This window comes from Brevibacterium sp. CSND-B09, from assembly GCF_052906525.1.
Window position 1 is genome coordinate 3,944,325 of sequence record NZ_JBREGI010000001.1, and the last position, 13,208, is coordinate 3,957,532.

The 13,208-nt window shown below is 66.0% G+C and carries 12 protein-coding genes; all 12 read left to right on the top strand.

Going from position 1 to position 13,208, the window contains the following annotated elements; genetic code table 11:
• Nucleotides 1-29: 29 nt before the first annotated feature.
• The 12 genes from ACU4IU_RS17575 to nusB all read left to right on the top strand — a co-directional run bounded on the left by ACU4IU_RS17575 (nucleotide 30) and on the right by nusB (nucleotide 13,207).
• Nucleotides 30-1,619 (top strand): cation:proton antiporter domain-containing protein, encoded by a 1,590-nt coding sequence (locus ACU4IU_RS17575; RefSeq protein ID WP_446657466.1) that lies wholly within the window; start codon nucleotides 30-32, stop codon nucleotides 1,617-1,619.
• Nucleotides 1,620-1,893: 274 nt separating this feature from the next.
• Nucleotides 1,894-2,535: a 30S ribosomal protein S4 gene (rpsD, locus tag ACU4IU_RS17580; protein WP_373270422.1), complete on the top strand. Its 642-nt coding sequence runs from the start codon at nucleotides 1,894-1,896 to the stop codon at nucleotides 2,533-2,535.
• A gap of 437 nt (nucleotides 2,536-2,972) precedes the next feature.
• Nucleotides 2,973-5,627: an alanine--tRNA ligase gene (alaS, locus tag ACU4IU_RS17585; protein WP_446657467.1), complete on the top strand. Its 2,655-nt coding sequence runs from the start codon at nucleotides 2,973-2,975 to the stop codon at nucleotides 5,625-5,627.
• Nucleotides 5,624-6,100, top strand: a complete 477-nt coding sequence (ruvX, locus tag ACU4IU_RS17590) for a Holliday junction resolvase RuvX (protein WP_101544406.1) — start codon at nucleotides 5,624-5,626, stop codon at nucleotides 6,098-6,100. Before alaS ends, ruvX begins: the two co-directional genes overlap by 4 nt.
• Entirely contained in the window at nucleotides 6,097-7,233 is a 1,137-nt protein-coding gene (gene mltG, locus ACU4IU_RS17595) for an endolytic transglycosylase MltG (protein ID WP_139467342.1), read from the top strand. Before ruvX ends, mltG begins: the two co-directional genes overlap by 4 nt.
• 3 nt (nucleotides 7,234-7,236) lie before the next feature.
• Nucleotides 7,237-8,157: a shikimate dehydrogenase family protein gene (locus tag ACU4IU_RS17600; RefSeq protein WP_446657468.1), complete on the top strand. Its 921-nt coding sequence runs from the start codon at nucleotides 7,237-7,239 to the stop codon at nucleotides 8,155-8,157.
• A gap of 13 nt (nucleotides 8,158-8,170) precedes the next feature.
• Complete coding sequence (locus ACU4IU_RS17605) at nucleotides 8,171-8,950, top strand: prepilin peptidase (RefSeq protein WP_446657469.1); 780 nt, start codon at nucleotides 8,171-8,173, stop codon at nucleotides 8,948-8,950.
• 10 nt (nucleotides 8,951-8,960) lie between these two features.
• Nucleotides 8,961-10,160, top strand: coding sequence for a chorismate synthase (gene aroC, locus ACU4IU_RS17610; RefSeq protein WP_446657470.1), 1,200 nt, complete (start codon nucleotides 8,961-8,963; stop codon nucleotides 10,158-10,160).
• A complete protein-coding gene (locus ACU4IU_RS17615; protein WP_139467338.1) occupies nucleotides 10,157-10,795 on the top strand; it encodes a shikimate kinase in 639 nt (212 codons plus the stop codon). The genes aroC and ACU4IU_RS17615 overlap by 4 nt, the downstream gene beginning before the upstream one ends.
• A 171-nt stretch (nucleotides 10,796-10,966) precedes the next feature.
• Complete coding sequence (gene aroB / locus ACU4IU_RS17620; protein WP_264801811.1) at nucleotides 10,967-12,088, top strand: 3-dehydroquinate synthase; 1,122 nt, start codon at nucleotides 10,967-10,969, stop codon at nucleotides 12,086-12,088.
• 147 nt (nucleotides 12,089-12,235) lie between these two features.
• Nucleotides 12,236-12,796: an elongation factor P gene (gene efp / locus ACU4IU_RS17625; RefSeq protein ID WP_101544394.1), complete on the top strand. Its 561-nt coding sequence runs from the start codon at nucleotides 12,236-12,238 to the stop codon at nucleotides 12,794-12,796.
• Nucleotides 12,797-13,207, top strand: coding sequence for a transcription antitermination factor NusB (gene nusB, locus ACU4IU_RS17630; RefSeq protein ID WP_139467336.1), 411 nt, complete (start codon nucleotides 12,797-12,799; stop codon nucleotides 13,205-13,207). It abuts the gene before it with no gap.
• The last annotated feature ends 1 nt before the right edge of the window (nucleotide 13,208 follow it).

The following is a 13,208-nucleotide window of genomic DNA, read 5'->3' on the forward strand; positions in this document are numbered from 1 at the left end:
CGTCGGCGGCGCTGATCGAGGAGGACGGCATGGCAGACATCGTCATCACGATCGCCGCCGCGCTGGCGCTGGGACTCATCGCCCATGAGCTGCGCATTCCGCCGCTCGTCGGATTCCTCGCGGCCGGATTCCTCCTGCACGTCTTCGGCTTCACCGCCTTCGCAGGACTGCAGCAGGTATCGGACATCGGAGTCGTCCTGCTGCTGTTCACAATCGGACTGAAATTCGATCTGCGCTCCCTGCTCCAACCCGAAGCCCACGGCACCGCTGCGCTGCACATGATCACGGTGGTCCTCCTCGGTGCCGGGACGATCGGAGCTGCCGCAGCCATCGGCATCGTCAGCGTCGGCGGGGGACTGGGCACCTTGGCGCTGCTCGGCTTCGCCCTCTCGTTCTCCTCCACGGTGCTCGTGGTCAAAGTGCTCGAAGACCGCTCCGACGACGGGTCCTACTACGGGCAGATCGCGATTGCGATCCTCGTCCTCCAGGACCTCGCTGCGGTCGCCTTCATCACGATCGCAGGCGAAGAGTCGCCGAGTCCCTGGGCGTTCGCGCTCGTCCTGATCGTTCCCGTGGTCTGGGTGCTGCGACGGCTCCTCGACCGCGTCGGACGCGGTGAGCTGCTCGTCCTCTTCGGCGTCGTCATGGCCTTGGGGCCCGGCTATGTCGCCTTCGAATCAGTCGGCATCCACGGCGACCTCGGAGCGCTGGTGCTCGGACTTCTCTTCTCCACCCACCCGCGAGCCGTGGAGATGTCGAAGTCGCTGTTCAGCGTCAAAGAGCTCTTCCTCGTCGGGTTCTTCGTCGTCATCGGGCTCCAAGCGGTCCCCACCTGGTCGGATCTGCTCATGGCGCTGGCCCTGTGCGTCGTGCTGCTGCCGTTCAACTTCGCGAGCTTCTACCTCATGGGTCGCCTCTTCGGCCTGCGCAACCGCACCAGCGTGCGCACCAGCCTGGCCCTGAGCAACTTCTCCGAATTCGCACTCATCGTCGTCGCCGTCGGAGTCGACCACGGACTCTTCGAGGGCAACTGGCTGACCATCACCGCCCTCGCCGTGGCACTGGGGATGATCGGCTCCTCCCTGGCGAACGCCTACAGCCTCCAGATCGTCGCGAAGCTCGACGCGATCCTGCCGGACGAGAACGAGAGCCGGCTGCGGGCCAACGATCGGCCGCTCGACACCGGAGATGCGGAGGTCGTCGTCCTCGGCATGGGCCGCATCGGTCGCGGAGCCTACGAGCGCTTCGTCGAACGCGGCGACCGCAGCGTCATCGGCATCGACAACGACCACACAGTCATCGAAGCCCTGCACGCCGACGAGTTCACAGTGCTCGAAGGCGACGCCACCGACCACGAATTCTGGCACCGCCTCGTCGTCGGGGGCAGCGCCCACACCGTCGTTCTCGCCATGGCCCTGCACGACTCGAACACCTTCGCTCTTGAACAGCTGCGCATCGCCGGCTTCCCCGGGACCATCGCCGCGGTCGTCCAACGCCCCGATCAGGCCGAGCACTTCGCCCGTGCCGGGGTCCACGCGGTGATCAACATCTACAGCGGGTCAGGAGCGGCCGTGGCCGATGCCGCGATCGACAGCCACGAAGACGACTGTCGGAAGTGACAGCGGGCTGCCGGCAGTGACAGCGGTGCCTGCGGATCGGTCGGCCGGCAAGGGCGGACGGTTCGCCTCAGTCGGCAAGATCACAGCGGCGAGGCCGCCGATCGGCTTTGCGACGGGCGGTGTGCACCCGCTAAGATGGACAGCTGTTGTGCCTGCACCCTAAAGGCGGTCGGTGCGAGCGGATCTCGACGCTCAATCCCTCTTTCCCATCCGGGGAAACAACAGTCGCGTTCGGGGCGAGAACCGCAGAGGCCCACCGCGGCAGAACACATTGATGAAAGGTAATACAGTGCCAGCACCAGCACGTAATCGCCGTATGACGCGCCTCTCGCGCGCCCTCGGCATTGCTCTGACACCCAAGGCCGAGAAGTACTTCGAGCGTCGCCCGTACCCTCCAGGTGAGCACGGTCGCGCCCGTCGTCGCAACGACAGCGACTACTCGGTCCGCCTCAAGGAGAAGCAGCGTCTGCGCGCGCAGTACGGCATCCGTGAGGCCCAGATGCTCAAGACCTACAAGGAAGCCAACCGTCTGCCCGGTCTGACCGGTGAGACAATGGTCGAGCTCCTCGAATCGCGTCTCGACGCCCTCGTCCTGCGTTCGGGATTCGCCCGCACCATGGCCCAGGCCCGTCAGTTCGTCGTCCACCGTCACATCACGGTCGACGGACAGCGCGTGGACCGTCCCTCCTTCCGCGTGAAGGAAGGCCAGACCATCCAGGTGCACGAGCGTTCGGCTTCGATGGATCCGTTCCAGGTCGCCGCCGCCGGTGGTCACAAGGACGTTCTGCCCGCAACGCCGGGATACCTCAACGTGAACCTCGAGGGCCTGCAGGCAACTCTGCTGCGCACCCCGAAGCGCGAAGAGGTGCCGATCACCTGTGACGTTCAGCTCGTCGTCGAGTTCTACTCGCGCTGATCTGCTGAACACAGCGCATCGCGCCACCGCGACTGCCCGGGACCGCACGGTTCCGGGCAGTCGCGCATTCACGGCACGGGCGTCCACTGTACGGCGCGTGCACCCGCAGGTTCGGCGCGGGCGTCAGCGGGTTCGGCTTCGGCCCACTCAAAGGCGAATAGCACTGTTTCAAACAGGGGCTATTCACCTGAAAGTGGGCTGTTCGGTTAGAAACTCCGCAGGACGCACGTCGCGGGGGCGGAAGTGGTCCGCCGAACGGAGTGGGAGCGGCGGACTCGGGGAGCAGTCGACTCTGACCCACCCGGCACGCCGCGCCACATCGCATATTGCGGCGGAGCCATTAAACTGGTCCCTGTTAAGTGCGGGTACGCACGAGTAAGTGTCGCGCCGGGCTCATCCGCCCGGCGGAGCACAGGCAATATCTGAAAGGCCTTGGATTGAAGACGGCAGAGATCAAACAACGCTGGTTGGACTACTTCGAAGCGAACGGGCACACCGTGGTCCCCTCGGCGTCGGTGATCAGCTCCGATCCGTCCATCCTGTTCAACATCGCGGGAATGGTCCAGTTCATTCCCTACCTCACCGGCCGGGAGCCGGCCCCGTTCAACCGCGCCACCAGCGTCCAGAAATGCGTGCGCACCGGAGACATCGAAGAGGTCGGCAAGACGACCCGCCACGGCACCTTCTTCCAGATGAACGGCAACTTCTCCTTCGGCGACTACTTCAAGCGCGATGCCATCAAGTTCGCCTGGGGACTGCTGACGACCCCCGTCGCCGAGGGCGGCCTCGGCTTCGACCCGGAGCTGCTGTGGGCGACAGTGCACGAGGACGATCTCGAGACCATCGACATGTGGCTCGAGGAGACCTCCGTTCCCCGTGAGCGCATCCAGCTGCGCGACAACGAGGACAACTACTGGCACACCGGCCAGCCCGGCCCCGGCGGCTACTGCTCGGAGATCTACTTCGACCGCGGCCCCGCCTACGGCGTCGACGGCGGACCCGTGGCCGACGAAGACCGCTACATCGAGATCTGGAACCTCGTGTTCATGGAGTTCGAACTCTCCGAGGTTCGCTCGAAGGTCGACTTCGACGTGGCCGGCGAGCTGCCGGCGAAGAACATCGATACCGGCATGGGACTCGAACGTGTCGCCTTCCTGCTCCAGGGCGTGGAGAACATGTACGAGATCGACGAGGTCTTCCCCGTCATCGAGGCCGCCAGCCGTCTGGCGGATCGGACGTACGGAGAGGACGAGCACGCCGATGTGCAGCTGCGCGTCGTCGCCGACCATGTCCGTTCGGCCCTGATCATCATCGGCGACGGGGTCCGCCCCGGCAACGAAGGCCGCGGCTACATCCTCCGCCGCCTGCTCCGCCGTGCCGTGCGTGCCATGCGTCTGCTCGGAGTCAAGGAAGAAGTCCTGCCCGAGCTGCTGCCCGTCTCCATGCAGGCCATGAAGCTGTCCTACCCGGAACTCGAAACGGACTTCGACCGCATCTCCCGGGTCGCCTACGCCGAGGAGAAGGCGTTCCTGCGCACCCTCGAATCCGGCACTCAGCTGTTCGCCAATGCCGCGAAGTCACTCGACGGCGCGGACAAGACCATCAGCGGGGACATCGCCTTCGCTCTCCACGACACCCACGGATTCCCCATCGACCTCACTCTCGAGATGGCGTCCGAAGCCGGACTGAGCGTCGACGAGGCCGGGTTCCGTGAGCTGATGAGTGAACAGCGCACCCGCGCCAAGGCCGATGCCAAGGCGAAGAAGGGCGGCGGCCACACCGACCTGTCCGCCTATTCGGCGCTGCTCGACGAAGGTGCCAGCGAATTCGTCGGCTATGACCGACTCGAGTCCGACTCCCGCGTGCGAGGAATCGTCGTCGATGGGGTCGCCGCCGAGGTGCTCACCGCCGGTCAGAGCGGCGACGTCGTCCTCGACCTGACCCCGTTCTACGCCGAATCCGGCGGTCAGCGCGCCGACGTCGGCCTCATCTCCGGCCATGGCTTCACCGCCCGGGTCAGCGACGTCCAGAATCCGGTCAAGGGACTGCCTGCCCACCGGGTCGAGGTGATCGACGGAGAGCTGCGCGTCGGTGACGAGGTGCTCGCCGCCGTCGACCACGACCACCGGTTCCAGGGCGCACAGGCCCACACCGCCACCCACCTCGTCCACGCTGCGCTGCGCGAGATCCTCGGCAGCCACGCCGTGCAGGCCGGTTCGCTCAACCAGCCCGGATACATGCGCTTCGACTATTCGTTCCCCGAAGCCCCGAGCACCCAGATGCGGGCCGAGATCGAAGAGGTCGCGAACCTCGCGGTGCGCTCGAACTACGAAGTCGGCACCGAATACATGTCCTTCGACGACGCGAAGAAGTCCGGTGCCATGGCGCTCTTCGGCGAGAAGTACCCGAACGTCGTGCGCGTCGTCGACATCGGCGGACCCTTCTCTCGCGAACTCTGCGGCGGCACCCACGTCGGTGCCTCCGCGGAGGTCGGCCCGATCTCCGTGCTCTCCGAAGCCTCCGTCGGCTCCGGAGTCCGGCGCATCGAAGCCGCTGTCGGCATGGACGCCTTCCGGTCCCTGGCCGCCGAGCGGACCATCGTGTCCTCACTCTCGGAGATGCTCAAGGTCCCCGGCACCGACGTCACCTCACGCGTGTCCGACCTGATGAGCCGGCTCAAGGACGCCGAGAAGGAGATCGCTCGCCTCAACGCCCAGCAGCTGCTGGCCTCTTCGGGCAAGTTCCTCGATGAGGCGCAGACCGTGGGCCAGACGCTGTTCGTGCAGGCCGAACTCGGCGACATCGCCAATGCCGGAGACATCCGCACACTGGTCACCGATCTGCGCAACCGGGTCGCCGACCGTCAAGCGGTGATCTTCGGCATCGGAGTCAGCAGCGGAAAGCCCGTCGTCGTCATCGCCACCACCGAGGCGGCCCGTGCCGCCGGTCTGCAGGCAGGAAAGCTCGTGGCGCTGGCCTGCGGCGAACTCGGCGGCGGAGGCGGCGGCAAGCCCGACCTCGCCCAGGGCGGGGGCAGCAACCCCGCGGCGATCCCGTCAGCCATTGCGGCGGTCAAGGCAGCCATCCAGTGAGTTTCCGCCGAGGTCGCCGGCTGGGTCTCGACATCGGTTCCGTGCGGATCGGTGTCGCCTCCAGCGACCCCGACGGGATTCTGGCCACCCCGCTCACCGTCGTTCGTCGAGCAGATGAACCGGCGGCGCTGCGGCAGCTGCGCGACATCGTCGACGAATACGAACCCATCGAACTCCTGGTGGGGGACCCGAAGTCCCTCGACGGCGCCGCCCGGGCCGCAGCCACCTCGGCGTTGGAATTCGCCCGCCGGATCGCCGCGGCCACAGGCACACCCGTCCGTCTCGTCGACGAACGCTTCACCACCGTCGAGGCCCACCAGGCTCTCGCCGCAGCCGGGAAATCGTCACGCCAGCGACGCGAGATCGTCGATGCCCAAGCCGCCGTGATCATCCTCCAGAACGCCCTCGAATACGAACACAACACCGGTGTCCCCGCCGGCCGTGAGATGCCCGACGAGGAGAACGACGTATGAGCCCGATCACCGAAGAGTTCTCGACCGACGAAGGACTGTCCCGCGCAGAGATCCGCGCGAAGAAACGGCGCAGAATGATGCGCCGGCGACGGACGACGACGATCGTGATCATCTGCATCCTCGTCTTCGGCGTCGGGGGCTTCTTCGGCGTGCGTGCGGCCGGGGGAGTCTTCGACGACCTGTTCGGACCGAAAGGCGACTACGAGGGTCAGGGCACGAACGAGGTCTCGATCGAGATCGCTCCCGGATCCTCGGCGCGCACCGTGGCCAACCAGCTCGTCGAAGCCGGAGTGATCATGAACTCCGAGCCCTTCCTCGACGAGATCGAACGCCGTGAGGCGACCATCCAGGCCGGGACCTGGACGATGCGGGAGAAGATGAGCTCGAAGGCCGCGGTCGAAGCGCTCATCAACCCCATCGCCCCGCCGAAGATCACAGTCGCCGAAGGCAAACAGGTCGAAGAGATCAAGGCGATCATGATCGAATCGGGGATGAACGCCGACGAGGTCGACAAAGCCATCGACGATAAGACCCCGAAGGACTACGGACTCGAGATCGACGCGCCGAGCCTCGAAGGCTATCTGTACCCGGCGACCTACGACCTCAACAAGCAGAAGACCGCCGAGGACATCGTTCAGGAGATGGTCGACAAGACCGAGACCGAACTCGACGAACTGGGAATCGAGAGCAAGGACGCCAACCGCATCCTCACGCTGGCCAGCCTCGTGGAGAAGGAATCCCCGGGAGACCCCGAGGTGCGATCGAAGGTTGCCAGGTCCTTCCTCAACCGCATCTCCGACAAATCGCAGACCGGGGGACTGCTCCAATCGGATGCGACCGTGGCTTATATCCACGGTGCCCGCTCCGACCTGACGACGACGAAGAAGGAACGCCAGTCCGACTCGCCGTACAACACGTACAAGAAGAAGGGTCTGCCTCCCGGGCCCATCAACTCGCCGAGCAAGGGCGCCGTCGAGGCGGCGCTCGAACCCGCCGACGGTGACTGGCAGTTCTTCGTCGCGACGAACCCGGACACGGGGGAGACCAAGTTCGCAGACAATTACGAGGACCACAAGAAGAACGTCGAGATCTACCGCAAGTGGCTGCGCGAGCACAGCAAGGACGACGGATAGCCGGTGAGGATACTTGCCGCAGTGCTCGGTTCGCCGATCGCACACTCGAAGTCCCCGCTGCTCCACCGCGCCGCCTTCGCAGCGTTGAACCTGGAATCCAGCGAGTACTCCCGGTACGAAATCGGCTCGGAGGAGCTCGAGGAATTCCTCGACTCCCACCCCGATCACACCGGCTTCTCGCTGACGATGCCGTTGAAGGACCGACTCGTCACACTCGCCGCCGAACGCGGGTGGAACCTCGACGAGACGGCGACACTGACGGCCGCCGGCAACACCCTTGTGCGCTACCGCGGAGAGGTGCAGGTGGCGAACACCGACGTCGAGGGCATCGTGCGTGCCATCGCCCCGCACAGGGAATCAGGACCGTCCGTGGCCGGTGGTGCGGGAGCCGGTCGCGCGACGATCCTCGGCGCCGGAGCCACGGCCGCCTCGGCGCTCGTGGCCTGCCGCGATCTCGGGATCGCACACGTGGACTTCCGCGTCCGCAGCCCGGACCGTGCCCGCCGGGTCCTCGACCTGGCCGAGCGGATCGGTCTGACCGCCTCGGTGGGCGACCTGACCTGGATCGGTCCATCGGAGATCGTCGTCTCGACCCTGCCCGCCGAGGCGGCGCCCGACCCGATCTGGGATGACTCCTTCGCTCGCGGTGCGATCGTCCTCGACGTCGCCTACGCCGCCGATTCGAGCTTCCTCGCCGCGGCCGCCGCTCGCGGTCTGCGCCCCGTCGCGGGAACCGCCATGCTCGTCGAGCAGGCCGTCGCCCAGTTCGAGATGTTCCTCGCCGCAGCCAGGGCCGACGACGCATCGGAGGTGGACAATCTGTCGACGTCGAAGACCCTGCCGGCAGCAGACGACCTGTCCGGGCGGGTCGCGGCGGCCATGTACGCAGCACTCGAGGTTCCGCCGGTCCGGGCGCAGGACTGAACCGGCGATCGCGATGGACACCGGAGTGCTGCACGGGATGACCATCGGAGTCACGGTTCTGGCCGCTCTGGCCTGCGGTCTCATCCTCGCCGTGACCCCACGGGCCTGGCTCAACGACTCCGCGCACCTGCAGCGGTGGCAGTCATCCAGATGGGCTCGCGGCATGGGACCGATGCTGCTCGGCCCCATCATCGCCGCGGCAGTCGCCGTCGTATTCACCCTCTTCGTGCTCGCACCACTGGAGACAGGGTGGAGCGCCTATGCGCCGCTGGGCGGAACGACGTTCGCCCCGGGCCAGCCGAACTCCGCCGATCGCATCGTCTCCGCCCTGTTGCTGGGTCTCATAGCAGGCGCCACATCATTCCTCGTTACCGCGGATGTCAGCGTACGCAGGCTGCCTGATCGGATCGTCATCCCCCTGTCTCTGGTCGCACTCGGACTCATCATCACAGGGTCCGTGCTCGGAGCGCTGCCGATGTGGTTCTGGTCATTCTTCGCCGGACTCCTCGGACTGGGCGCCTTCGCTGCGCTGCACCTGGTGGGTCGAGCGCTGCGGGCGCGGACGATGGGGCTCGGGGACGTCAAGCTCGCGTTCATCGTCTTCGCCGTGCCCGGTCTCTTCGATCCGTGGGCACCTGCGCTCGTGCTTGTCGCCATGATGCTCATCAGCGGGGCCTGGGCGCTCATCGGAGCGATCCGAGCCGGGCGGGTGCGCGGGGTGACCATCGCCTTCGGACCGGCCATGCTTTCCGGCATGTGGCTCGGGTGCCTGTTCGCCCCAATACTTTTGTAGAATCGGTGGAATGTTGAGATGGCTGACTGCAGGCGAATCCCACGGCGAAGCGCTGACTGGGATCATTGAGGGGCTTCCCGCCCATGTACCGATCACCAGGGACGATATTCGTGCGAGCCTGGCTCGCCGCCGACTCGGCTATGGCCGCGGCGCACGGATGAAGTTCGAAGCCGACGAGGTGCGTCTCCTCGGCGGTGTCCGACACGGTCAGACCTTGGGCTCACCGGTGGCGATCGAGGTCGGCAACACCGAATGGCCGAAGTGGGAATCCGTGATGAGCCCGGATCCCGTCGACTCGTCAGAACTCGAGGGTCTGGCGCGCAATGCCCCGCTGACTCGGCCGCGTCCGGGCCATGCCGATATCGTCGGCATGCAGAAGTACGGCTTCGACGAAGCCCGCCCCGTGTTGGAGCGCGCCTCGGCGCGTGAGACCGCGATGCGCGTGGCACTGGGCACGGTGGCCGCGAAGTTCCTCGGCGAATTGGGCATCACCCTCGTCTCCCACACCGTGGCCATCGGCGGCGCCGAACACGCTGCCGATACGCTGCCTGCGCTGCCGACCGCGTCCGATGTCGAAGCCCTCGACGCCGATCCGGTCCGCTGCTTCGACGCCGACCTCTCGGCGGCGATGGTCACCGAGATCGACGCGGCGAAGAAGGCCGGGGACACCCTCGGCGGAGTCGTCGAAGTCCTCGCCTACGACCTGCCTCCGGGGCTGGGCTCCCACGTGCATTGGGACCGTCGTCTCGACTCCCGTCTGGCCGGTGCCCTCATGGGCATCCAGGCGATCAAGGGCGTCGAGGTCGGAGACGGATTCCTCACCACGAAGCGTCCCGGCTCGCAGGCCCATGACGAACTGGAAGTCGGACCCGACGGATTCCGTCGCACGAGCAATCGTGCCGGCGGCACGGAAGGCGGAATGTCCACGGGCGGTCCGCTGCGGGTGCGGGCGGGGATGAAGCCGATCGCCACGGTGCCGCGTGCCCTGGCGACGGTCGACGTCGAAACCGGTGAGGCCGCGAAGGCGAACCATCAGCGTTCCGACGTGTGCGCGGTTCCCGCCTCGGGAGTCGTCGCGGAAGCCATGGTGGCACTGGTGCTCGCCGAAGCCGTCGCCGAGAAGTTCGGCGGAGACTCCGTTGCCGAGACGAAGCGGAACCTGGAAGCCTACGTTGCGGCCATTCCGGAGAACCTCCGCATCGGACGATGAACCACACCCCGCTGCCCAAACCGGTTCCGCCCTTGGAACCGGTCCCCGCCGCGCTCTCGCGCATCGTGCTCTCCGGTCCGCCGGCGGCAGGGAAATCGACGATCGGTCGGCTGCTCGCCGACCGGCTCGGCCTGCCGCTGACGGACACGGACGCGAACATCGTCGACAAGTACGGGGTCATCTCGGAGATCTTCGTCGAACGCGGCGAAGACCACTTCCGACGCATCGAACGCGAGGTCGTGCGCAGAGCACTGCGTCGTCTGCTCGATCGTCCGGGCATCGTGTCCCTGGGCGGGGGAGCGATCCTCAACCCCGGCACCCGGGCCCAGCTGCGACATCCGGCGATCAAGGTCGTGCACATCGATATCGACGTCGACACAGTGTCCCAGCGGCTGACCGCCCCGCACCGACCGCTGCTGCGCGGTGCCGGCAGCCCGGTGGAGAACTGGCTGGCCCTGGTCAACGAACGCGAACCGCTGTACGAACAGGTCGCGACCTTCCGGGTTCAGGCCTCGAACTCACCGCCGTCGACGGTGGTCAACCGAGTCGTCGACGTCCTCACCGGCCTGCAGCGAGCCGAGGAGTACGCGAAATACGCCGATCCCGACGACGACGGATCCGGCCAACAGCGCTGAGCACAGGCCCTGCGGTGAGACGTCCGCGACCACATCGGTCACCCGTTTCGCCGCCGGGAGCCGGTGAGGGCTAGGCTGGATCCGGCCCACGGAACAGGTGCCTCGACTCCGAGCACTCACCGGGCGGCCGAGCCTTGAGAGAAGACGATGAACGATCAGGAAGACGGACGAATGAGCCTCACACGCATCAATGTGGACGCCGGCGGGAACTACCCCGTCCTCGTCGGCCAGGGACTGCTCGGCGAACTGCCCGAGCTGCTCGGAAACCGCGTCGAGAAGGTCCTCGTCATCCACCCCCGCGCACTGCGCACCACCGGTGAGACCGTTCGCGACGACCTTGCCGCAGCCGGTCTCGAGGCCGTGGCCGCGGAGATCCCCGACGCCGAAGAGGCCAAACACGTCCAGGTCGCCGCATTCTGCTGGCAGGTCCTCGGCCAATCCGACTTCACCCGCACCGACGCGATCATCACCGTCGGCGGGGGAGCGGTGAGCGACCTCGGCGGATTCGTCGCCGCCACCTGGCTGCGCGGAATCAAGGTCATCCACATCCCCACCACCGTGCTCGGCATGGTCGACGCCTCCGTCGGCGGCAAGACCGGGATCAACACGGCCGAAGGCAAGAACCTCGTCGGCTCCTTCCACGCACCCGCCGGTGTCCTCGTCGACCTCGACACGCTCGGAACCCTGCCGGAGAACGAACTGTTCACCGGCCTCGCCGAGGTGGTCAAGACCGGATTCATCGCCGACCCCGCGATCCTCGATCTCGTATCGAACCACTCGAAGGACGAGATCGCCGATGTGCACGGCCCTGTGCTGCGCGAACTCATCGAACGTTCCATCCGGGTCAAGGCCGATGTCGTCTCCGGAGACTTCAAGGAGTCCGGACGCCGGGAGATACTCAACTACGGCCACACCCTCGGCCATGCGATCGAGCACAAGGAGCGCTACCAGTGGCGTCACGGTGCCGCCGTATCGGTGGGCATGGTCTTCGCCGCCGAGGTGGCGTCGATGATCAAGAGCCTGCCCTATGAAGTCGTCGACCTCCACCGTGAACTGCTCGGCAAACTCGGACTGCCGGTGGGCTACCGTTCCGATGTGTGGCCGCAGCTGCTGGACACGATGAAGAGGGACAAGAAGGCCCGCGGGGCGATGCTGCGGATGGTGCTGCTCAGTGATATCGGCGAACCGAGCACCGTCGAGATCCCCGATGCCTCCATCCTCTTCACCGCCTACCAGGAGATCGGCGAGGATTCGCCGACGGTTCCCCTCGGCATCGGCCTCGGCCTCGACTGACCCCGCCCGGATGGAAGCGTCCCGCTGGGCTTGCTAGACTTGCCCAGTGGCGCGTTCGTCGACCCCGCACCTCGGGGTCCTCCGACGCGTCGTGCCGACTGCGATCACCATTCGGTGATCAGGACTGAACCGAAGAAGGACGAATTAGTGGCGACAACGAACGACCTGAAGAACGGCCTTGTGCTCAACCTCGACAACCAGCTGTGGCAGGTGCTCGAATTCCAGCACGTCAAGCCCGGAAAAGGACCGGCCTTCGTCCGCACCAAGCTGAAGAATGTCATCTCCGGCAAGATCATCGACAAGACCTTCAACGCCGGCACCAAGGTCGAGACCGCGAATGTCGACCGCCGCGATATGCAGTACCTCTACCATGACGGCACCGACTACGTGTTCATGGATGCCAAGGACTACGACCAGGTCAACATCTCCGCAGACCTCGTCGGCGACGCCGCGAACTACATGCTCGAGAACCAGGATCTGCAGATCTCCTTCCACGAGGGCACCCCGCTCTCTGTCGAGCTGCCGCCCTCGGTGGAACTGACCATCACCCACACGGAACCCGGACTCCAGGGCGACCGTTCGACCGGTGGTTCGAAGCCCGCGACCCTCGAGACCGGCTACGAGATCCAGGTGCCCCTGTTCCTCGAAGAAGGCGTGAAGGTCAAGGTCGACACCCGCAGCGGCGACTACCTCGGTCGCGTCAAGTAAGTGGCGTCCGCACGTACCCGAGCCCGTCGCCGGGCTCTCGAGCTGCTCTTCGAAGCCGGGCAGCGTCGACTGGCCATGGACGAACTCGTCACCATGCGGTCGAACGATCCCGACTACCCGATGAAGGAATACGCGGTCGAGATCGTCAAGGGCATCACCGAGAAGCAGGCGGAGATCGACGAGATCATCTCCACCTACTCAGAAGGCTGGACCCTGGATCGGATGCCGGCCGTCGACCGGTCGCTGCTGGAGATCGGGACCTGGGAGATGCTGTACAACGACGAGGTACCCGACAAAGTGGCCATCGACGAAGCAGTGTCCCTGGCCAGACAGTTCTCCACAGATGACTCTCCCGGCTTCGTCTCGGGGTTGCTCTCCCGCATCCTCGACGTCAAACCGACACTCATCTGAG

Bases quoted from the DNA above. Each gene is read 5' to 3' on its own strand.
- ACU4IU_RS17575 (WP_446657466.1), top strand. From the start codon at position 30: ATGGCAGACATCGTCATCACGATCGCCGCCGCGCTGGCGCTGGGACTC.
- rpsD (WP_373270422.1), top strand. From the start codon at position 1,894: ATGAAAGGTAATACAGTGCCAGCACCAGCACGTAATCGCCGTATGACG.
- mltG (WP_139467342.1), top strand. From the start codon at position 6,097: ATGAGCCCGATCACCGAAGAGTTCTCGACCGACGAAGGACTGTCCCGC.
- ACU4IU_RS17605 (WP_446657469.1), top strand. From the start codon at position 8,171: ATGGACACCGGAGTGCTGCACGGGATGACCATCGGAGTCACGGTTCTG.
- aroC (WP_446657470.1), top strand. From the start codon at position 8,961: ATGTTGAGATGGCTGACTGCAGGCGAATCCCACGGCGAAGCGCTGACT.
- ACU4IU_RS17615 (WP_139467338.1), top strand. From the start codon at position 10,157: ATGAACCACACCCCGCTGCCCAAACCGGTTCCGCCCTTGGAACCGGTC.
- aroB (WP_264801811.1), top strand. From the start codon at position 10,967: ATGAGCCTCACACGCATCAATGTGGACGCCGGCGGGAACTACCCCGTC.